The sequence below is a fragment of the Roseovarius aquimarinus genome, from assembly GCF_043661195.1.
GTDB classification, from domain to species: Bacteria; Pseudomonadota; Alphaproteobacteria; order Rhodobacterales; family Rhodobacteraceae; genus Roseovarius; species Roseovarius aquimarinus.
On sequence record NZ_JBIHMM010000003.1, the window covers coordinates 186,112 to 206,467 of the forward strand.

Consider the following 20,356-nt stretch of genomic DNA (forward strand, 5'->3'; position numbering starts at 1 on the left):
CGCATCCTCGGATGCGCCCTCTGCAAAAGGGTGGCCCAGTGGCATGGTCGTGTCGTCCCTGTCAGGTGGTGCGGCCCGTACTTTGCGGGCCGCACTGAAATTGGGCGGTGAGGCGGGGCGGACCCCACCTCGAGCCGTCGGACTTATTGCGCCAGCCACGCCTGGAACTTGGCGTCGATGTCGTCGCGGTAGTCGGCCCAGAACTCGTAGTTGTAGAGGAACGTGTTCTTGGCGTTCTCCGGATCGGTCGGCATGTGCGGCGCCATGTCGATACCCAGCTCGGCATGCTTGCCGACCAGCGGAGCCGACGACTTGCGTGCCGGGCCGTAGCTGATGTAGGCGGCCTGATCGGCCAGACGCTGCGTGTCGGTCGCGAACCTGAGGTAATCAAGCGCGGCGGCCTGACGCTCTTCGCTCAGACCGGTCGGGATGATCCAGCCGTCGATGTCGAAGACCTGCGCGTCCCACAGCATGGCGACGGGCTGATCCTGCTCTTCGATCAGGCTGAAGAGACGGCCGTTATATGTCGAACCCATGACGACTTCGCCGTCCGCCAGAAGCTGGGGCGTGTCCGCACCGGCAGACCACCAGACGACGCTGTCGCGGATCGTGGCCAACTTGTCGAGCGCCTGCTGCTGACCTTCGTCGGTCTCGAGAACGTCATAGACGTCTTCCTTGGCGACACCGTCGCAAAGCAGAGCCCATTCCATGTTGTTGATCGGACGCTTTTCCAGCGAACGCTTGCCGGGATAGGCTTCGAGATCGAAGACGTCGCAGACGTCATCGGGAGGCGTGTCGCCCACGAGGTCGGTGCGATAGCCGAAGGTCGTCGAATAGACGATGCTCGGGACATAGCAGTCGGAGACCAGCAGATCGCCGAAATCCTCTTCGGGGGTCGAGCCGTCATCGCCCGGCGCCAGCATGGTGTTGAAGTCGATCTCGAGCGCGAGGCCTTCGTCGCAAAGACGGATGGCATCGGCCGCGACCACGTCGACCACGTCCCAGGTGATGTTGCCCGCTTCGTTCATCGCGCGCAGCTTGGCCACGGCCTCGTTCGAGCTGTCGTCGTTGATGATCTGGATACCGGTCTTTTCGGTATAGGGCTCGTGATACGCCTTGGTCTGCGAGTTGGTGTAGGCGCCGCCCCAGCTGACGATGGTCAGCTCTTTGACTTCGGCGGACGCGATGCCGGCGACGGCGGTCAGCGCGGTCGAGGCAAGAAGTGTCTTTGTCAGTTTCATTGTTTTCTCCCTAGAAAGGCCCGTGTTTGTTGTGCTGGGGCGGCGGCGCGAGCCAGTCCACCATGCCCCTGACGATCGTGGCGCAACGGCCACGATATTCCTATTCCGCCGCCGCCGCGTCCAGTGCGCGGCAGTCCTGCGGAAGCCAACCGATCTCGAGCTGTTCGCCCGGTTGCAGACGGCGTTGATCCGGTGCGTTGCGGGTCTTGACGATGAAATCGTCGCTGCCCGCGACCCGCAGACGGGTGCGGAAGATGTCGCCCATATAGACGAATTCCAGCACCTCGGCCTTGAGCGTGTGCACGCCCTTCTGCAGCCGCTTCTGGTCGAACTCCACGCGCTCGGGGCGGATGGACACCTGCGTGCGCTCGCCCACCTTGCTGACGTTGATCGGCTTGCAATCGATCAGCTCGCCGCCGTCGAGCTGCACCAGCGCGACCTCGCCCTTGATCTCCTTGACCACGCCCTGAAGCGTGTTGTTCTCGCCGATGAACTGCGCGACGAAACTGTTCTCGGGCTGCTCGTAGAGCACGTCCGGCGCCGCGATCTGCTGAATGCGGCCATCGTCGAACACGGCGACGCGGTCGGACATGGTCAGCGCCTCGGTCTGATCGTGCGTGACGTAGACCGTGGTGATCCCGAGGTTATGTGCCAGATCCGTGATCTCGAACTGCATCTTCTCGCGCAGCTGCTTGTCGAGCGCGCCGAGCGGCTCGTCCATGAGCACCAGCTCGGGCTCGAAAACCAGCGCGCGCGCCAGCGCGACACGCTGCTGCTGACCGCCCGAAAGCTGGGCCGGGCGGCGGCCGCCGAACTTGCCCATCTCGACCATGTCGAGCGCGCGCTTCACCTTCTTTTCACGCTCATCCTTGCCGATCTTGCGCACCTCGAGCGGAAAGCTGAGGTTCTCGGCGATCGTCATGTGAGGGAAGAGCGCGTAATTCTGGAACACCATGCCGATGCCGCGCTTGTGCGGCGGGATGTTGTTGATCGAGGTGCCGCCGAGGCGGATATCGCCATGCGTCGCGGTCTCGAAACCCGCCAGCATCATCAGGCAGGTCGTCTTGCCCGAGCCCGACGGCCCCAGCATCGTCAGAAATTCACCCTTGGGTATCGACAGGTTCAGGTCCTTGACGACCAGCGTTTCCCCGTCATAGCTCTTTTGCACGCGCTCGAATTCGACGAACGCGTCGCTGGTCTGCGACTCGGCCAAATGAGTCTCCCCGTTGTTTAGTTCCTTCGCGATCATTGCCGCGTTGAAGGCAGACTAAACCGCCATTCACGCGCCATTGCAACCGTGATGCGTCACTTTTTCCACGAATTGCGCCACTTGCCGGTCGAAGCTGTCATTTGTTGAGCATTCGAAAGATGCAGGACTTGGCGCGTGGCAAGACCTTCCGAAACCAGCTAAAAATCAGGCGACTCTACTGGCCTGTGAGGACCCGAATCTCGCCCAGGACTTCCTCACGGAGTTCCCAGGGACAGCCCCAGTAATCGAAGATCCCGCCATCCGCGCTGTTCTGCCCGCAAACCACGAAAACGCCGGTGCCGAACCTCGCCTTGAGGTGCAGCGCAAGCCATCCGACGAAACCGGAATTGTCGGCGCCTTGCGGAAAATGGAAGCGCCAGATCGCGAACGGCTCGGTCGCGTTTGCATCCGCTAGCACAAGCTGGCTCCAGACCGCGTCGTCGCGCACAAGCGCGAGCGCCGCGGGATCGGCACGCTCGGCGAACGCCGCGCGCGCGAACTCCTCGAAGGCGAATGGGCCCTCATAGACGCGCAGTCGCGACTGGCGGATCACCCGCTTCAGACGGGCTTCGACCGCCTCGGGCGTCTCTTGCGAGATGTTGACCATGTCTTTGCCTCCTCGATGTCATGAAAAAGGGGGCCTGCACGATGCACGCCCCCTTGGAGTGTCTCCTGCGAACGGGCCGCGATCAGCCCAGCACGGCCTTGACCGCCTCGGCCGTCTTGCTGACGATCTCGTCAGCCTCGGCGCGCGTGAGGCAGAAGGGCGGCGCAAAGCCGAGGATATCACCCTGCGGCATGGCGCGCCCGATCACACCGCGCGCCATCAGCGCCGCCGTCACCTGCGGCCCGATCTTCTGGGACGCGTCGTAGAAGACGCGGCCGTCACGCTCCTTCACGAATTCGACGGCGCACATCATGCCCTCGCCACGAATGTCGCCGACATGGGGATGATCGCCCAGCGCGTCTTTCATCGCCGCGTTCAGATAGGCGCCCGTCTCGCGGTTGTTCTCGATCAGGTTCAGCTCGTCCAGCAGCGTGAGATTGGCCACGCCCGCCGCCGCGCCGATGGGATGCGCGGAATAGGTCCAGCCGTGGCCGATGGGGCCGTTCTCGTCCGTGCCCTGCTCGAGCACTTTCCACATGCGGTCCGACACGATGCTGCCCGAGAGGGGCGCATAGGCACTGGTCAGGCCCTTGGCGATCGTCATCAGGTCAGGCTTCATGCCGTAATGGTCCGAGCCCATCATGCTGCCGGTGCGGCCGAAACCGGTGACGACCTCATCGGCGATCAGCAGGATGTCATGCTTGTCCAGAACCTTCTGGATCGCCTCCCAATAGCCCGCGGGCGGCGGCACGAGGCCGCCGGTGCCCAGCACCGGCTCGCCGATGAAGCCCGCGATAGTGTCCGCGCCATGCTCGGCGATCAGCTCCTCGAGCTTGTCCGCGCAATGCTGGACGAACTGGGCCTCATTCATGTCGAGATCGGCACGGCGGAAATAATACGGCGCCTCGGTGTGGATCACCTGCTCCAAGGGCAGATCGAACTTCTTGTGGAACAGCTCGAGCCCCGTCAGAGAGCCGGTCATCAGCCCCGAGCCGTGATAGCCGCGCCAGCGCGAGATGATCTTCTTCTTTTGCGGGCGGCCAAGGATGTTGTTGTAATACCAAAGCAGCTTGATGTTCGTCTCGTTCGCGTCCGATCCGCTCAGCCCGAAATAGACCTTGGACATATGCGACGGCGCACGGTCCAGCACCATCTTGGCGAGCGTGATGCTCGCCTCCGTGCCGTGCCCGACATAGGCGTGGTAATAGGCCAGCTCATGCGCCTGTCTCGCGATCGCCTCGGAAATCTCGGTGCGGCCATAGCCCACGTTCACGCAGTATAGACCGGCGAAGGCGTCGAGGTGCTTGTTCCCCTCGCGGTCCTCGATGTGACAGCCCTTTGCGCCGGTGATGATGCGGCTCTGCATCTCGCCGCGCGCGAATTGCGCCAGATGCGTCGAGGGGTGGAAAAAATTGTCGCGGTCCCATTCGGCCAGTTGATCGTTGCGAAGCATCGGGGTGTCTCCTGTCATGTGATGCGCGGAATCGGCGCGCGCTCTTGCGCGGAAAATGCCGCAAGGCGCGCAGCGTGTGTAACTGAAATCGCGCCGGCGCGCAGAAGATTCTTCTGCTAGCGATCCAGCAGCGCGGCGAAGGGCGGCACGGGGCTGTCCTTGACGGTCTTGGTCACGACATAGGTGAAATACCGCGCCAGCCCGATCCCCGCGTCCAGCATGTCGTCCAAGAGCGCCTGATACCCCTCGATATCGCGCGCGACGATCTGCAGGAGATAGTCGTATCCGCCGCCCAGCGCCCAGCATCCCGTCACCTGCTCATAGCCCGCCATCGCGGCCTCGAAGCGGCGGAAGTCGGCGGCGGTGTGACCGCTCAGCTCGGCGGTGACGAAGACCGAGACATGCGGGCCGAGCTTTTTCAGCGAGATGCGCGCGTGGATGCCCTCGATCACGCCCGCCTCCTGCAACTTGCGCACCCTCTCCCAACAGGGGCTGGCCGAGAGGCCTACTTCACCGGCAAGCTGCGCATTCGTCATGCGCCCGTTCCGCGCAAGCGCGCGCAGGATATCGAGGTCGCGGGCATCGAGGCGGATCATGGGCAGGCTCGGTGATGGCGGATCATGTCACAGCTTTGGGCGCTCGGGCGCGCGCCGTCAACGCGCGCCGCGAAAGCGGGCCTTGCGCAATCCGGCTTTTCGGCATGAGATGCGCGGCGAAACGATCGAACGAAAGGCCCTTTGCATGATCGAAAAGGATATCCCCTTCAGCACCGCCGAGTATCAGCGGCGCCTCGTGAAGACCCGCAAGGCGATGGAGGGAGCAGGCATCGACGTGCTCTTCTGCACCGATCCCAGCAACCAGAACTGGCTGACCGCCTATGACGGCTGGTCATTCTACGTGCATCAGGGCGTGCTGGTGACGCACGACGGCCCGCCCATCTGGTGGGGTCGCTACATGGACATGCTGGGTGGGCGGCGTACCTGCTGGATGGAGGACAGCCATATCCTCGGCTACGAGGATCACTATATCCAGAGCACCGTGCGCCACCCGATGCAGGATCTGGCCGCACGGCTGCGCGACATGGGACTGGGCCGCGCCCGTATCGGCGTCGAGATGGAGAATTACTACTATTCCGCCAAGGCCCACGCGGTTCTGACCGCCGAGCTGCCGGAGGCCGAGTTCGTGGACGCGACCGCGCTGGTCAACTGGCAGCGGCTGGTCAAGTCGGACGAGGAGATCGCCTTCATGCGGCGGGCCGCGCGCATCACCGACAAGGTGATCGAGACGGCGATCGACCGCGCCGCGCCGGGCGTGCGCAAGAACGAGCTCGTGGCCGACATCCTCCATGCCGGCATCACCGGGCTGGGCGAGGATTGGGGCGACTATCCGGCGATCCTGCCGCTTACTCCCTCGGGCGAGGACGCGACCGCCGCGCATCTGACCTGGGACGGCAAGCCGATGAAGGCGGGCGAGGCGACTTTCTTCGAGCTGTCGGGCGTCTACCGCCGCTATCATGCGCCTCTCTGCCGGACCGTGTTCCTCGGGACGCCGCCCGACGATATGCTGCGCGCGGAGGCTGCGCAGGTCGAGGGGATTGAAGCCGGGCTCGAGGCGGCCCGCGCCGGAGCGCGCACCCGCGACATCGCCGAGGCCTTCATGGGCGTTCTCGCCCGCCACGGGATCGAGCGGAAGGGGCGCATGGGGTATCCCGTCGGCGTCAGCTACCCCCCCGACTGGGGCGAGCGCACCGCGTCGATCCGCAGCGAGGACGATACCGTGCTCGAGCCGGGGATGGTCTTCCACTTCATGCCCGCGCTCTGGATGGACACATGGGGCCTCGAGACCACCGAGACCATCCTGATCCGCGAGGACGGCCCGGCCGAGCCGCTCTGCAATCAGCCGCGCAAGCTCTTCGTCAAGAACTAGCCGAGGTAAATCTGGCCCTTGGGATAGCGCACGCGCGGCTGGCTGCGCGTGGCAAGGAAGAACCCGAGGGTCAGAGGTCCGACACGGCCGAGGAACATCAGCAGCATGATCGTGATGCGCCCGGCCGTGTCGAGCTCGCCCGTCGCGCCGCGCGAGAGGCCCACCGTGCCGAAGGCCGATGTCACCTCGAAGGCGAGGTCCAGAAAATCGCCGTCATGCGTGATCGAGGTGACGAAGATGCCGGTCAGCACGAGGATCATGCTGACCATCGTCAGGGCCAGGACCTTCAGCACTTCCTCCGAGCCGAGACTGCGCCCGAATACATGAAGCTGCGTCTGGCGCTTGAAGAAGGCGATGGTCGCGATCACCAGAACGATCAGCGTGGTCACCTTGATGCCGCCGGCGGTCGAGGTGCTGCCGCCGCCGACCAGCATCAGCGCCATGGTCATCAGCGATGTGCTGTCATGCATCGCGCCCGTGTCCAGCGTGTTGAACCCCGCCGTGCGCGTCGTCACCGCCTGGAACCAGCTGGCCCAGAGGCGCGACGCGGTATCGGGCAGCCCGCCCAGCGTGCCGGGATTTGTCCATTCGAGCGCCGCGAATGTCGGCCATGAAAACCCGATCAGCACCAGCGTTCCGACGATCATCAGCTTGCTGTGAAGCGTCAGCCGCCGCCAGCCGCGCACCTCATAGAGATCCGCCAGCACGATGAAGCCGAGGCCCCCGAGGATGAAGAGCGCGGGGATCACGATGTTGATGATCGGATTGCCGACCCAGCCCATCAGGCTGTCCGGATAGAGTGCGAAACCTGCGTTGTTGAATGCCGATATCGAATGAAAGAGCGCGTGGCCGATCCCCTTGGTCCAGCCGAATTCCGGCACGAAGACGAAGCAGAGCAGCGCCGCGCCGATCAACTCGCAGACCAGCGCGACGACGATGATGACCCGGGCGATGTCAGTGAGGTTGTGCAGCGCCTTCTGGTTGACCTCCTCGCGCAGCACGACGCGGTAGGGCAGCCCGATGGGAATGCCGAGGAGGCTGAGCAGCATGACCGCAAAGGCCATGAGCCCCAGCCCGCCGAGCTGGATCAGAAGCGCGATGACGATCTGACCGAAGGGCGTGAAGGCCGAGCCGGTATCGACCACGACCAGCCCCGTCACCGTCACCGCCGATGTCGAGGTGAAGATCGCGTCCCATGCGCTGACCTCGCCGTAGTTCGATATGGGCAACCACAGGACGAACCCGCCCAGCAGCGTGAAGACGAGGTAGATCAGCGCAAGTGTCGCGGGCGGCGTCAAGCGCCCACCCAGCCACGACAGTGCGCGCGTCGGAGCGCGGGGCATCAGAGACTGGCCGCGAAACTGCGCAGGTTGGATCGCTGTCCCAGCAAGAGCAGCAAATCGTCCTTCTGGAGCGTGCAATCGTCCCCATCGCAGCCGAGCCACTCGGTACCGCGCATGGCACCCACGCAGCGCAGGTCATGCTCGGTATCATAGGGGATATCGGTGAGCTTCTTGCCCTCGAGGGATTCGGGAATACGGAAATTCACCACGTTGAACCCGTTGCCGAGGCTCACATAGTCGCGCACCAGCGGATTGTGCAGCACCTGCGCGATGTGCTGGCCGACTTCCACTTCGGGATGGATGATCCGGTCGACCTTCATCTTGCTGAGGATGCGGTGATGCGTCTTGCTCATCGCCTTGGCCCAGACCGTTTCGACCCCGATGGTCTTTAGGTTGATCGCGGCGAGGATGCTGGATTCCAGATCGTCGCCGATCGCAACCAGCGCGACATTGCAGTCGCCCACGCCCGCCTCGCGCAGCGCGCCCTCGTCTCGCGCATCGACGATCAGCGCCTGGCTCAGAACTTCGGCCTGCTTGTTCACCGCTTTCTCGTCATGGTCCATGCCGATAACGTAATTGCCGAACCTCATAAGCTCGCTCGCCACCGTGGCGCCGAAATTGCCGAGACCCACTACGGCGAAGGCGCCGTGCCGATCCGTCTTCTTGCGTCTTTGCATGATCGTCCCGTCCCCATGGCCCAGCGCTTGGGCAGTTGGCTGAACACCTGTGCGGCACCGCTGGTTCCCTGGCCGACGCGAAACTTATCCACGCTTTGCGCAAGAACCGGGTCGCTTCCCGGCATTCAATGCGGCGAGATCGGACGGCATTCATAGCCCATACCCGAAGCCACGAGGTTCTCATGACGTTTCAGATCCATGCCCTGCCGGCCGAGCCTTTCGAACCACTCTTCCGCCTTTCCGATGGCGAACTGGCCGCGCGGAAGGCCCGGCGCATGATCGTGTCCGAGCATCCCGGAACGCCCTGCCGCGTGAGCCTCGCCGATGCCGAGATCGGGGACACGGTCATCTTGCTGAACCATCAGTATCTGCCCACACAAAGCCCCTATGCCGCCAGTCACGCGATCTATGTGCGCGAAGGCGTGCCCTCCGCCGAGCCAGCCCCCGGCGAAGTGCCCGCAGTCCTTCGGACGCGTCTGATCTCGGTACGCGCCTTCGACGTTACCGACATGATGATCCACGCCGATGCCGTTCCGGGCACGGCACTGGAAGAGATGCTGGAAGAGGGCCTGAGCCTTCGCGGCGCGGCCTATATCCATCTGCATTACGCAAAGGCCGGCTGCTATGCGGCCAAGGTGACGAAGGCTTGAAACGACAACGGGCGCAGCCGATGGCCGCGCCCGCTCGATTGGGTCCGTCCGCCGGTCAGGCAGCTTTCATCTTGCCCTCAGCCTCGAGCTGCTTGTGCGCCAGATCGAGCGCGATCCACGCCCGCTCGACCAGCGTGTCGATCTCGGCGTCCGTGATGACGAGGGGCGGCGAAATGATCATGCGGTCGCCCACATGGCGCATCACCAGGCCGTTCTGGAAGCAATGTTCGCGGCAGATGAGGCCCGCATCGCCCTCGTTCCCGGCGAATTTCGCGCGCTTTTCGGCATCGGGCGTGAGCACGATCGCGCCCATCATGCCGATGCTCGACGCCTCGCCGACCAGCGGATGATCGGCCAGCGTCGCCCACTTCTTGGCGAGATAGCCCGCCGTATGCGCGCCGACGTGATCGACGATCTTCTCCTCCTCGAGAATGCGCAGGTTCTCGAGCGCGACCGCGCAGGTCATGGGATGGCCCGAATAGGTGTAGCCATGCGCGAATTCGCAATTGTTGATGACCTCGGCCACCTCGTCGCAGACGATCGAGCCGCCGATGGGCGCATAGCCGCTGCTGAGGCCCTTGGCGATGGTCATGATATGCGGACGGATGCCCATCGTTTCGGAGCCGAACCACTTGCCGGTGCGGCCGAAGGCGCAGATCACCTCATCGGCGATCAGAAGGATGCCGTGCTTGTCGCAGATGCGCTGGATCTCGGGCCAGTAGGTGCTGGGCGGAATGATGACGCCGCCTGCGCCCTGAATGGGCTCGCCGATGAAGGCCGCGACGCGGTCGGCGCCCAGCTCTTCGATCTTCTTCTCGAGTTGGCGCGCGCGCTCGAGGCCGAACTCCTCGGGGGTCATGTCGCCGCCCTCGGCCCACCAATGCGGCTGGTCGATATGGTGGATGTCGGGAATGGGCAGACCGCCCTGCTCATGCATGAAGGACATGCCGCCGAGGCTGCCGCTGCCCATGGACGAGCCGTGATAGGCGTTCTTGCGGCTGATGATGATGTTCTTCTCGGGATGACCCTTCTGCGCCCAATAGGTGCGCACCATGCGGATGTTCGTGTCGTTCGCCTCCGAGCCGGAACCCGCGAAGAAGACATGGTTCAGATCGCCCGGCGCAAGCTCGGCCAGCTTGTTGGCGAGGGCGATGGCGGGCACATGGCTCGTCTGGAAGAACGTGTTGTAATAGGGCAGCTCGCGCATCTGGCGGGCGGCGGCTTCGGCCATCTCCTCGCGGCCATAGCCGATATTGACGCACCAGAGGCCGGCCATCGCGTCGAGATAGTCGTTCCCGTCGGTGTCGGTCAGCGTCACGCCGTTGGCCCGCGCGATCACGCGCACGCCCTTGTCCTTCAGCTCGCCCGCGTGGGTGAAGGGGTGCATGTGGTGCGCGGCATCCAGCGCCTGAAGCTCGGAAGTGGGCGGATGGTTGGCGATCATGTTCATGTGCTGGCCTTTCACTGACAGGGAAGGGGATGTCGCGGCGCGGCGCGAAATTGCCTCCAGAATATGATCAAATTCTCCATTGTCAATCGAATCACTTGGCCTGCGCGCCGCCCTGCCGCCCCTCCTTGGCGGCCTCTTCGAGCGAGGCGCGCAACTGGTCCATACCCTGCCTCACATCGGCGGCAATCGCGGCGGCTGCGGCATCCGCGTTCCCGGCGCGCATCGCGGCCAGAAGATCCTTGTGATTATCGCGCAGACTTTGCGTTCCGAGGCGCCCGCACAGCACCCGCATGGCGGGCCCGAACCTCAGCCATAGACCCTCGGCCAGATCGCCGAGAATGGGTGAGGACGCCAATTCATAGAGGCTGCGGTGAAACTGGTGATTGAGATGCAGGTAGGCGCGCAGATCGCCCTGACGGATCGCCCCGTCGAGCGCGCCGTCGATCCGCTCGAGCGCCGCGATGTCGGCGGCGGTCGCATGCTCCAGCGCGCGGCGCGCGAGAAACGGGTCGAGCCACTCGCGCGCGACGATGATTTCGTCGATATCCGCCGCACCGAGTTGCGGCACGCTCACCCTGCGGTTGCCCTGAAATTCCAGCGCGCCTTGCGAAATAAGCCGCCGAATCGCCTCGCGGACAGGCGTCATTCCGGCGCCGAGCCGCGTGGTGAGACCCTGGATCGTCACCGCCTGACCCGGCGTCAGATCGCCGTAGAGAACCATGTCCCTGAGGCGCAGATAGGTCTGCGCATGCGCGGGCAGACCGGCGTCATCCGTGCTGAATTTCCGGGCGGTAAGCCGGGCAGAAGGCTGCATCGCGGATCAAGCTCCGATCATTTGCAATGTCCAAGGTTGCGAGTTTAACGGCCCCGTGAAAACATTACCATATTGCCATGCGCAGAAAACTTGATCAAATTCGGGGGAGCGGTGGCAGCGATCACCGGATCCACAGGGAGAAGACCATGAGAAATACCATAGTGACCACCACGGCCACCCTCGCGCTGCTGGCCGGAGCCGCGGGCGCCGAAGAGGTACGCGTCTACAACTGGTCCGATTACATCGACGAGGCACTGCTGGAGAAGTTCGAGCAGGAAACCGGCATCGACCTGATCTATGACGTCTTCGACAGCAACGAGGTTCTCGAGACCAAGATGCTCGCCGGCGGGTCGGGCTATGATGTCGTGGTCCCCTCGGGCACCTTCCTGCAACGCCAGATCAGCGCCGGCGCCTTCCAGAAGCTCGATCCGTCCAAGCTGCCGAACCTCGAGAACATGTGGGACGTGGTCGAGAAGCGCACCGAGCAGTACGATCCGAACAACGAATACTCGATCAACTACATGTGGGGCACCACCGGCCTCGGCGTGAATGTCGGCAAGGTGACCGAGATCCTCGGCGAGGACGCACCGATCGGCTCGCTCGAGCTGATCTTCGATCCGGCCAACATGGAGAAACTCGCGGAATGCGGCGTGCACTTCCTCGACGCGCCGACCGAGATGATCCCCGCCGCGCTGAAATTCCTGGGCGAAGATCCCGACAGCCACGACCCCGAAGTGATCGCCAAGACCGAGCCGGTTCTGACCGCCGTTGCGCCCTACGTGCAGAAATTCCACAGCTCGGAATACATCAACGCGCTGGCGAACGGCGATATCTGCGTCGCCTTCGGCTGGTCCGGCGATATCCTCCAGGCGCGCGACCGTGCCGCCGAGGCCGATAACGGCGTCGAGATCGCCTACAACGCACCGAGCGAAGGTGCGCTGATGTGGTTCGACCAGATGGCGATCCCCGTGGACGCCCCGAACCCCGATGCCGCGCATGCGTTCCTGAACTTCATCATGGATGCCGAGAACATGGCGGCTGCGTCGAACTATGTCTATTACGCCAACGGCAACAAGGCGAGCCAGGAGTTTCTCGTCGAGGACGTGATCGGCGATCCGGCGATCTATCCCGATGAAGCCACGCTCGAGAACCTCTACACCACGACGCCCTACCCGGCGAAGGTGCAGCGTGTCGTGACGCGCCTTTGGACCGCGGTGAAATCCGGCACCTGATGCGTCCCTGCCCGCGCGCGTCACTCCGCGCGCGGGCATCTTCAACACCCATCCGGGAGCCACGATGAGCCAGACCGTTTTCGAGCCGTGGAACGATCCGCAGGCCAAGCCTCTGATCCAGTTCAAGAACGTCACCAAGCGTTTCGGTGACTTCACCGCCATCGACAACCAGACATTCGACATCTACGAGCGCGAATTCTTTGCCCTTCTGGGCCCGTCCGGCTGCGGCAAGACAACGATGATGCGCATGCTGGCCGGCTTCGAGAAGCCGACCGAGGGCAAGATCCTTCTGGGCGGTCAGGACATGGCCCCGATCCCGCCGAACAAGCGCGCCGTGAACATGATGTTCCAGTCCTACGCGCTCTTCCCGCATCTTTCGGTCTGGGACAACATCGCCTTCGGTCTCAAGCGCGACAAGAAGCCCAAGGACGAGATCGCTGAACGCGTGGCCCAGATGCTCAAGCTGACGCGGCTCGAGAAATTCGCCAAGCGCAAGCCGCACCAGATTTCCGGCGGCCAGCGCCAGCGCGTCGCCCTAGCGCGCAGCCTCGCCAAGGCCCCGAAGCTGCTTCTGCTCGACGAGCCTCTGGGGGCGCTCGACGCCAAGCTGCGGCAGGACACGCAGTTCGAGCTGGTCGATATCCAGGAAAAGACCGGCACCACCTTCGTCATCGTGACCCACGACCAGGAAGAGGCGATGACCGTGGCGAGCCGCGTCGCCGTGATGGACGAGGGCCGCATCATGCAGGCCGACACGCCCGCCAATATCTACGAGCGGCCCAACTCGGTCTATGTCGCCGATTTCATCGGTGACGTCACCATCATCGAGGGCCGCGCGACGAAGAACGGCAACGGCTACGACATCGCCTTCGCCGAAGGCCAGCCGACGCTGCACGCGGAATCCGAAACGCAGCTCGAGAATGGGCAGACCTGCCATCTCGCCATCCGCCCCGAGAAGGTCGTCATCACCGCCGAAAAGCCCGAGGCGCGCAACGCGCTCAAGGGCAAGATCCTCGACATCGCCTATCTGGGCAATCTCTCGACCTACCATGTCGAGCTGGAGAACGGGCAGATCATCAAGGCGCAGGCGGCCAACACGCGGCGCCTGTCGCGGCGCAGCTTCACCTGGGAGGATACCGTCTGGCTGAGCTGGACCGACACTGCCGGTGTCCTTCTGGAGGGCTAGGATATGCGCCGCACCTTCCTGATCGTCGTGCCCTATCTGTGGCTGCTGGCGCTGTTCCTCGTGCCCTTCCTGATCGTGCTCAAGATCAGTCTCAGCGACATCGCCCTGTCGATCCCGCCCTATACGCCGACTTTGGACCTGAAAGAGGGCTGGGACGGGCTCAAGGAATTCTTTGCCGCGCTCGATTTCGAGAATTTCGAGTTCCTGACGACGGACGATCTCTATTGGAAGGCGTATCTGTCGTCGCTTCAGATCGCGTTCATCGCCACCTTCCTCACGCTTCTCGTCGGCTATCCCATCGCCTACGGCATGGCGAGCGCGCCCGATCACTGGCGCCCCACGCTGATGATGCTCGTGATCCTGCCCTTCTGGACCAGCTTTCTGATCCGCGTCTATTCCTGGGTCGGCATCCTCTCGAGCGAGGGATATCTCAATCAGCTTCTGCTGGGGCTCGGCATCATCTCGACGCCGCTGACGATCCTCAACACGAATGTCGCCGTCTATATCGGCATCGTCTATACCTACCTGCCCTTCATGATCCTGCCGATCTACGCTGCGCTCGAGCGGATGGACGGCTCGCTGCTCGAGGCGGCCGAGGATCTGGGGTGCAGCCGCACCACCGCCTTCTGGCTGGTCACCTTTCCGCTGTCGCGCAACGGCATCATCGCGGGCTGTTTCCTCGTCTTCATCCCCACCATCGGTGAGTTCGTGATCCCGTCCCTCCTCGGCGGATCGCAGACGCTGATGATCGGCAAGGTGCTCTGGGAGGAGTTCTTCAACAACCGCGACTGGCCGGTGGCGAGCGCGGTGGCGGTGATCCTGCTGATGATCCTCATCATCCCGATCATCCTCTTCCAGCGCAACGAGCAGAAGCAGCGGGAGGCCGAAGGATGAGGCGCGTCACCTGGTTCAACGCCACGTCCCTGACGCTCGGCTTCGCGTTCCTCTACCTGCCGATGCTGATCCTCATCATCTACAGCTTCAACGAATCTAAGCTTGTGACGGTCTGGGCGGGCTTCTCGACCAAATGGTATGGCGAGCTGATCCGCAACGAGGCGTTTCTCGATGCGGCCTGGGTGACGATCAAGGTCGCGGTCATGTCCTCGTCAATCGCCACGGTGCTGGGCACGATGGCGGCCATCGTGCTGGTGCGCGCTGGGCGTTTCTCGGGACGCACGCTCTTTTCGGGGATGATCTACGCGCCGCTCGTCATGCCCGAGGTCATCACCGGCCTGTCGCTTCTGCTTCTTTTCATCGGGCTCAACATCGACCGGGGCGTGCTGACCATCGTTCTCGCGCATACGACCTTCTCGATGTGCTACGTGTCGGTCGTCGTCTCCTCGCGACTCGTCAGTTTCGACCGCTCGCTCGAAGAGGCGGCGCTGGACCTGGGATGTTCGCAACTGCAGGCCTTCTTCCTCGTCACGCTGCCCATCATCGCGCCCGCCGTGATCTCGGGCTGGCTCCTGGCGTTCACGCTCAGCCTCGATGATCTGGTGATCGCCAGCTTCACCGCCGGTCCGTCCTCGACGACGCTGCCGATCAAGATCTGGTCGTCGATTCGCCTCGGCCTCAGCCCCGAGATCAACGCGCTTTCGACGCTGATGATCTCGATCGTCGCCGTCGGCGTCATCACGGCGTCGCTCATCTCCAAACGCACAAGCCTCCAGAGGCAGGCGGACGAGCGCGCCGCAGGCACATGAAGCGCATCTATCCGGCCCATGCCTATGGTGAGGCGCCGCGCGCCGCCTGCTATTGGCCGGTGACCACCGAAGGCGCCGCGAACCCACCCGCTCGCGGCACGCTGACGGCCGATGTCGCCATCATCGGCGCGGGATTCACCGGGCTTTCGGCCGCGCTCCACCTCGCCCAGGACGGCGTCGATGTGATCGTGCTCGAGGCGCAGGATGTGGGCTGGGGCGCATCGGGGCGCAATGGCGGTTTTTGCTGCCTCGGCGGATCGGCGGCCAGCGACAAGGCGCTGACCCGCATGTTCGGCGAGAAGGCCCGCCGCGAGTTCCGCATGACCGAGTGCCGCGCGGTCGAGCTCGCGGCGGATCTGATCGAGCGTCACGGCATGCAGGTGGACCGCCATTCGCAAGGCGAGACGGTGATGGCCCACACGCCCGCCGCGTTCGGCGGCTTCGAGACGCGCGCCCGTGTGATCGAGCGCGATTACGAGGTGACGCCCACCATCACCCCGGCGCATGAACAGGCACAGAACGGCATGTCCGGGCCGTTTCACGGAGCCATGACCACGCCCATCGGCTTCGCGCTGAACCCGATGAAATACCTTCAGGGACTCGCCACCGCCTGCCGCGCCGCCGGCGTGCGCATCCGCGCGCACAGCCCGGTACACCAGATCGACCAAGGCGCGAGTTTCAGCCTCCAGACGCCCGAGGCCCGGATTCAGGCCCGCCGCCTGATCGTCGCCACCAATGGCTACAGCTCGGACGATCTGCCGGACTGGATGAAAGGGCGCTACCTGCCCACGCAATCGAACGTTCTGGTCACCCGTCCGATGACCGACGAAGAGCTGACCGCGCAGGGCTGGACCACGCGCCAGGCCTGCTATGACGACCGCTTCTTTCTGCATTACTTCCGGCTCATGCCGAACAACCGCATGCTCTTCGGTATGCGTGGCGGGCTCTTCAGCGCGCCCTGGGCCGACAGGCGGATGCACGGCAATATCCGCCAGCATTTCGAGACCATGTTTCCCGCCTGGGCGCATGTGGAGACGCCGCATAGCTGGCACGGCCTGCTCAGCATCGCGCGCGACCTGACGCCCTATGCCGGGCCGATCGACACGATGCCGGGAGCCTTCACGGCGATTTCCTATCACGGAAACGGTGTCGCGATGGGCACCTATGCCGGCGCGCTTCTCGCCGATCTCGCGCAGGACCGCGCGCCGCGCAATACCTATCCCGAGATCATGAAAAGCCCGCCCAAACGCTGGCCTTTGGGCCGGTTCAGGCGGGCTTGGTTCTGGCCGGTCTACGGCGCGATGTGGGCGACGGGCGCCTGAGGCTCAGCTCATCACCATGATCGCCTTGGCATTGGTGAATTCCTTCATGCCGAAACCGCCATGCTCGCGCCCGTACCCGGCATCCTTCACACCGCCGAAGGGCATGTTGGGCGTCGCCATGCCGAAACCGTTGATGAAGACCATGCCGGTATCGAACTCTTCGGCCGCAAGCTTGACGGCGGTCTCGGTATCCTGCGACAGAATCCCGCCGCCCAGGCCATAACGGCTGTCATTGGCGATGCGCATCGCATCCTTGTCGTCCTTGGCGCGGATCAGCGACGCGACGGGGCCGAAAAGCTCGTCGTCATAGGCAGGTTGGCCGGGGGCGACATCGGCGAGAACCGTCGCGGGATAGTAGTAACCCTCTCCCTCGGGCTTCTCGCCTCCGCAGAGGATGGTGGCGCCGTTCTTGACGCTTTGCTCCACCTGCTCGTGCAGATCTTCGCGCAGGTCCTCGCGCGCCATCGGGCCGATATCGCTGCCCTCCTTCGTGGGATCGCCCGCCTTGAGCGCCTTCATCTGCGCGACGAAAGCGTCGCGGAACGCGTCATAATGTTGCTCCACGACGATGAAGCGCTTGGCCGCCACGCATGTCTGGCCGTTGTTGTAGACCCGGCCCGTCACGCATGTCTCGACGGCCTTTTCGATATCGGCGTCCGACAGCACGAGATAGGCGTCGTTCGAGCCGAGCTCCAGCACCGTCTTCTTGAGCGCCTTGCCCGCTTTCTCGCCGACATGGCTGCCCGCGCCGGGGCTGCCGGTAAGCGTCACGCCGCGCACCTTGTCGTGCGCGATCACGGCGTCGGACTGATCATGACTGATGACGAGCACGGTGAAGAGGTTTTCGGGCAGGCCCGCGTCGCGGTAAATCTCCTCGAGCATCAGGCCCGAGCCGGTGACATTGGCCGCATGCTTGAGCAGAACGCCATTGCCCGCCATCAGATTGGCGATGGAATAGCGCACGACCTGATAGGCCGGAAAATTCCACGGCTGGATGCCATAGATGACGCCGAGCGGCGAATGGACGACTTTCCCGCGCTCGCCATTAGCGATCTCGCGGTCCTCGGGCGCAAGAACGTCAGGGCCGTTTTCAGCGGTATAGTCGCAGATCGCGGCGCACAGATCGATTTCCTGCCGCGACTGTTCGAGAAGCTTGCCCATCTCTTCGGTCATCAGCTTGGCCAGCTCTTCCTTGCGGTCGCGCAACCCTTGACCGATGGCCTTGATGATCTCGCCGCGTTCGGCATGGCTCTTCTTGCGCCAGCCGTCGAAGGCCTTGTGACAGGCTTCGATCTTGCCCTCCATCTCGGCATTCGAAATGTGGCTGTAGCTCTTGATGGTCTCGCCCGTGGCTGGATTGATGGTTTGGAAGGTATCGGTCATGTCGGCCTCGCATTGAGTTGCATTTGCAGACCGAACGCCGGGCTGCGGGCCGACGTTCCATCACCCTTGGGGCGTGCGCAGCGCGCGAGCGCGACCCCGCTTGAGGCCGAGATGATGCTCGCGCAGGATGATCGCGATCCCCGCCGCCGCGATCAGCGCGGCCCCGATCAGCATCGGTCCGGTCGGCACCTCGTCGAAAACGAAGTACCCGATCAGGAGCGCGAAGATCATCGACGCGTAATCAAAAGGTGCGACGATGCTCGCGTCGGCATAGCGATAGGAGAGCGTCAGAAAGATCTGCGCGGCCCCGCCCAGAATGCCCGCGAGGACAAGCTGCCCCATCAGCCAGCCCGACGGCATGACCCACCCGAAGGGCATCGTCAGCGCCGAAAGAACGGTCGCCGTGACCGAGAAATAAAAGGCGATGGCCGCCGGATGCTCGGTCTGGACCATCGAGCGGATGGTAATCTGCGCGATCGCGGCGCAGGTGGCGCCGATCAACACGACAGCCGCGCCCAGCGCCTCGCTCGCCGCGACCGGCGCGCCACCGAAGACGGTCAGTTTCGGCGCGAGAATGATCACGACGCCGACGAGGCCGATGCAGACGGCCGCGATACGGAAGATGCCGACCTTTTCACCCAGAAAGAGCGCGGCGAAGACCACGATCAGGAGAGACGAGGTATAGCCGAGCGCCGTGACCTCGGGCAGCGGCAGCAGCGCGAGACCCGCGAACATCATGGCCATCGCCGCCGTGCCCGCGACGCCCCGCCGCACATGTCCCCAGACGGAAGTGACGCGCAGCCCGGTCGAAAGCTGGCCCAGCATCATGAGCCAGATCACCGTGATCGGCATGGCGAAGAAGGATCGGAAAAACACCGCCTGCCCCGGCGGCACTTCCTCCGACGCAGCCTTGATGAGGGACGACATCACGATGAAGAGAACGACCGCGCAGAGTTTGAGCGTGATCGCCTTGACCGGCTGCATGGGCATGGCTCCTTTGGACGCCATGAATGCGCCCGCCTCCGGACAAGGTCAAGGGGCGGGCGCGGCCCTGGAGCGGGCGTGGGTCAGCTGCGCGGCAGAACCCAGTCGGCGCGCGGAAAATGGCAGGTATAGCCGTTCGGCACGCGCTGGAGATAGTCCTGATGCTCGGGCTCGGCCTCCCAGAAATCGCTGACCGGCTCGACTTCGGTGACGACCTTGCCGGGCCAATTGCCGCTGGCCTCGACATCGGCGATGGTGCGCATCGCCTCTTCGCGCTGCGCCTCGTCGACATAGTAGATCGCCGAGCGATAGCTGAGACCGATATCGTTGCCCTGCCGATTGAGCGTCGTCGGATCATGGATTTGGAAGAACAGCTCGAGGATCTCGCGATAGCTGATCTTGGCCGGATCGAAGATGATCTCGATCGCCTCGGCATGGGTGCCGTGATTGCGATAGGTCGCGTTGGGCACGTCGCCCCCGGTATAGCCAACCCGCGTCTTCAGCACGCCCTCGCGCTTGCGGATCAGCTCTTCCATTCCCCAGAAACATCCGCCCGCCAGAACGGCGCGTTCTTCACTCATGCCACATCCTCCACTTGATCCAGGTAGTCACCATATCCCTCGGCCTCCATCTCGTCCTTGGGAACGAAGCGCAGCGAGGCCGAATTGATGCAATAGCGCAGCCCGCCCCGGTCGCGCGGCCCGTCGGGAAAGACATGGCCCAGATGGCTGTCGCCATGGGCGCTGCGCACCTCAACGCGGCGCATTCCGAGACTGTCGTCCTGCACTTCGGTCACATGCGCGGGCTCGATCGGCTTGGTGAAACTGGGCCAGCCGCAGCCGCTTTCGTATTTGTCAGACGACGCGAAAAGAGGCTCGCCCGAGACGACATCGACATAGATCCCCGGCTCCTTGTTGCCGAGATACTTGCCCGTGCCGGGCCGCTCGGTGCCGCTTTGCTGCGTCACGTGGTATTCCTCGGGGCTCAGCCGCGCGATCGCGTCGGGATCCTTGGTATAGCGGGTCATGTCTCATCCCTCCAATTGATACTCTTGGGCACATAGATGGCCGCGTGGCGCCGATTTCCAACAGATATTTCACGCCCCTCGCGCGGGATTGAGCATGACCCCGGCTTTT

General features: G+C 63.8%; 20 protein-coding genes. 7 read left to right on the forward strand and 13 right to left on the reverse strand.

Translation table 11 applies throughout. The features are described 5' to 3' along the window. Positions 1 to 143 precede the first annotated feature (143 nt). The 5 genes from ACGRVM_RS11515 to ACGRVM_RS11535 form a co-directional block, all read right to left on the reverse strand. Positions 144 to 1,241 (reverse strand): extracellular solute-binding protein, encoded by a 1,098-nt coding sequence (locus ACGRVM_RS11515; RefSeq protein WP_377171757.1) that lies wholly within the window; start codon positions 1,239 to 1,241, stop codon positions 144 to 146. 100 nt (positions 1,242 to 1,341) lie between these two features. After that, positions 1,342 to 2,490, reverse strand: coding sequence for an ABC transporter ATP-binding protein (locus ACGRVM_RS11520; protein ID WP_377171759.1), 1,149 nt, complete (start codon positions 2,488 to 2,490; stop codon positions 1,342 to 1,344). Positions 2,491 to 2,665: 175 nt separating this feature from the next. Then, positions 2,666 to 3,097: a DUF6196 family protein gene (locus tag ACGRVM_RS11525; RefSeq protein ID WP_377171761.1), complete on the reverse strand. Its 432-nt coding sequence runs from the start codon at positions 3,095 to 3,097 to the stop codon at positions 2,666 to 2,668. An 82-nt stretch (positions 3,098 to 3,179) separates the two neighbouring features. Next, a complete protein-coding gene (locus tag ACGRVM_RS11530; protein WP_377171763.1) occupies positions 3,180 to 4,550 on the reverse strand; it encodes an aspartate aminotransferase family protein in 1,371 nt (456 codons plus the stop codon). A 116-nt stretch (positions 4,551 to 4,666) separates the two neighbouring features. Next, entirely contained in the window at positions 4,667 to 5,143 is a 477-nt protein-coding gene (locus ACGRVM_RS11535) for an Lrp/AsnC family transcriptional regulator (RefSeq protein WP_377172456.1), read from the reverse strand. A gap of 148 nt (positions 5,144 to 5,291) precedes the next feature. Between ACGRVM_RS11535 and ACGRVM_RS11540 the strand changes: the two genes are divergently transcribed. Continuing rightward, on the forward strand, positions 5,292 to 6,476 hold the full coding sequence (locus ACGRVM_RS11540) for a M24 family metallopeptidase (protein ID WP_377171765.1): 1,185 nt from the start codon (positions 5,292 to 5,294) through the stop codon (positions 6,474 to 6,476). Here ACGRVM_RS11540 and ACGRVM_RS11545 read toward each other — a convergent pair. Beyond that, the gene (locus ACGRVM_RS11545; protein WP_377171767.1) at positions 6,473 to 7,819 is read right to left on the reverse strand and encodes a TrkH family potassium uptake protein; all 1,347 of its coding nucleotides are present in this window, start codon (positions 7,817 to 7,819) and stop codon (positions 6,473 to 6,475) included. The two genes, ACGRVM_RS11540 and ACGRVM_RS11545, sit on opposite strands and share 4 nt — an antisense overlap. After that, entirely contained in the window at positions 7,819 to 8,496 is a 678-nt protein-coding gene (locus ACGRVM_RS11550; protein ID WP_377171769.1) for a potassium channel family protein, read from the reverse strand. The genes ACGRVM_RS11545 and ACGRVM_RS11550 overlap by 1 nt, the downstream gene beginning before the upstream one ends. A gap of 182 nt (positions 8,497 to 8,678) precedes the next feature. Between ACGRVM_RS11550 and ACGRVM_RS11555 the strand changes: the two genes are divergently transcribed. Continuing rightward, positions 8,679 to 9,146 carry a DUF1203 domain-containing protein gene (locus ACGRVM_RS11555; RefSeq protein ID WP_377171771.1) on the forward strand — a complete coding sequence of 156 codons (468 nt, stop codon included), beginning with the start codon at positions 8,679 to 8,681 and terminating at the stop codon, positions 9,144 to 9,146. A gap of 55 nt (positions 9,147 to 9,201) precedes the next feature. On the opposite strand, the gene ACGRVM_RS11560 is transcribed toward ACGRVM_RS11555, so the two are convergent. Together ACGRVM_RS11560 and ACGRVM_RS11565 are read right to left on the reverse strand one after the other, a co-directional pair. Continuing rightward, complete coding sequence (locus tag ACGRVM_RS11560; protein ID WP_377171773.1) at positions 9,202 to 10,596, reverse strand: aspartate aminotransferase family protein; 1,395 nt, start codon at positions 10,594 to 10,596, stop codon at positions 9,202 to 9,204. A gap of 91 nt (positions 10,597 to 10,687) precedes the next feature. Next, positions 10,688 to 11,410 (reverse strand): GntR family transcriptional regulator, encoded by a 723-nt coding sequence (locus ACGRVM_RS11565; RefSeq protein WP_377171775.1) that lies wholly within the window; start codon positions 11,408 to 11,410, stop codon positions 10,688 to 10,690. Positions 11,411 to 11,556: 146 nt separating this feature from the next. Here ACGRVM_RS11565 and ACGRVM_RS11570 point away from each other — a divergent pair, with 146 nt between their 5' ends. The 5 genes from ACGRVM_RS11570 to ACGRVM_RS11590 all read left to right on the forward strand — a co-directional run bounded on the left by ACGRVM_RS11570 (position 11,557) and on the right by ACGRVM_RS11590 (position 16,853). Then, the gene (locus ACGRVM_RS11570; RefSeq protein ID WP_377171777.1) at positions 11,557 to 12,642 is read left to right on the forward strand and encodes a polyamine ABC transporter substrate-binding protein; all 1,086 of its coding nucleotides are present in this window, start codon (positions 11,557 to 11,559) and stop codon (positions 12,640 to 12,642) included. A 64-nt stretch (positions 12,643 to 12,706) separates the two neighbouring features. Next, complete coding sequence (locus ACGRVM_RS11575) at positions 12,707 to 13,828, forward strand: ABC transporter ATP-binding protein (protein ID WP_377171779.1); 1,122 nt, start codon at positions 12,707 to 12,709, stop codon at positions 13,826 to 13,828. Between the two features lie 3 nt (positions 13,829 to 13,831). Beyond that, positions 13,832 to 14,722: an ABC transporter permease subunit gene (locus ACGRVM_RS11580; protein WP_377171781.1), complete on the forward strand. Its 891-nt coding sequence runs from the start codon at positions 13,832 to 13,834 to the stop codon at positions 14,720 to 14,722. Further along, positions 14,719 to 15,531 carry an ABC transporter permease gene (locus ACGRVM_RS11585; protein ID WP_377171783.1) on the forward strand — a complete coding sequence of 271 codons (813 nt, stop codon included), beginning with the start codon at positions 14,719 to 14,721 and terminating at the stop codon, positions 15,529 to 15,531. The genes ACGRVM_RS11580 and ACGRVM_RS11585 overlap by 4 nt, the downstream gene beginning before the upstream one ends. Beyond that, a complete protein-coding gene (locus ACGRVM_RS11590) occupies positions 15,528 to 16,853 on the forward strand; it encodes an NAD(P)/FAD-dependent oxidoreductase (protein ID WP_377171785.1) in 1,326 nt (441 codons plus the stop codon). Before ACGRVM_RS11585 ends, ACGRVM_RS11590 begins: the two co-directional genes overlap by 4 nt. A 3-nt stretch (positions 16,854 to 16,856) precedes the next feature. Here ACGRVM_RS11590 and ACGRVM_RS11595 read toward each other — a convergent pair whose 3' ends face one another. The 4 genes from ACGRVM_RS11595 to msrB form a co-directional block, all read right to left on the reverse strand. Next, positions 16,857 to 18,236, reverse strand: coding sequence for an NAD-dependent succinate-semialdehyde dehydrogenase (locus ACGRVM_RS11595; RefSeq protein WP_377171787.1), 1,380 nt, complete (start codon positions 18,234 to 18,236; stop codon positions 16,857 to 16,859). A gap of 60 nt (positions 18,237 to 18,296) precedes the next feature. After that, positions 18,297 to 19,220, reverse strand: a complete 924-nt coding sequence (locus ACGRVM_RS11600) for a DMT family transporter (protein ID WP_377171789.1) — start codon at positions 19,218 to 19,220, stop codon at positions 18,297 to 18,299. A gap of 83 nt (positions 19,221 to 19,303) precedes the next feature. After that, positions 19,304 to 19,801, reverse strand: a complete 498-nt coding sequence (msrA, locus tag ACGRVM_RS11605; protein WP_377171791.1) for a peptide-methionine (S)-S-oxide reductase MsrA — start codon at positions 19,799 to 19,801, stop codon at positions 19,304 to 19,306. Further along, entirely contained in the window at positions 19,798 to 20,247 is a 450-nt protein-coding gene (msrB, locus tag ACGRVM_RS11610) for a peptide-methionine (R)-S-oxide reductase MsrB (RefSeq protein WP_377171793.1), read from the reverse strand. Before msrB ends, msrA begins: the two co-directional genes overlap by 4 nt. Between the last annotated feature and the right edge of the window lie 109 nt (positions 20,248 to 20,356).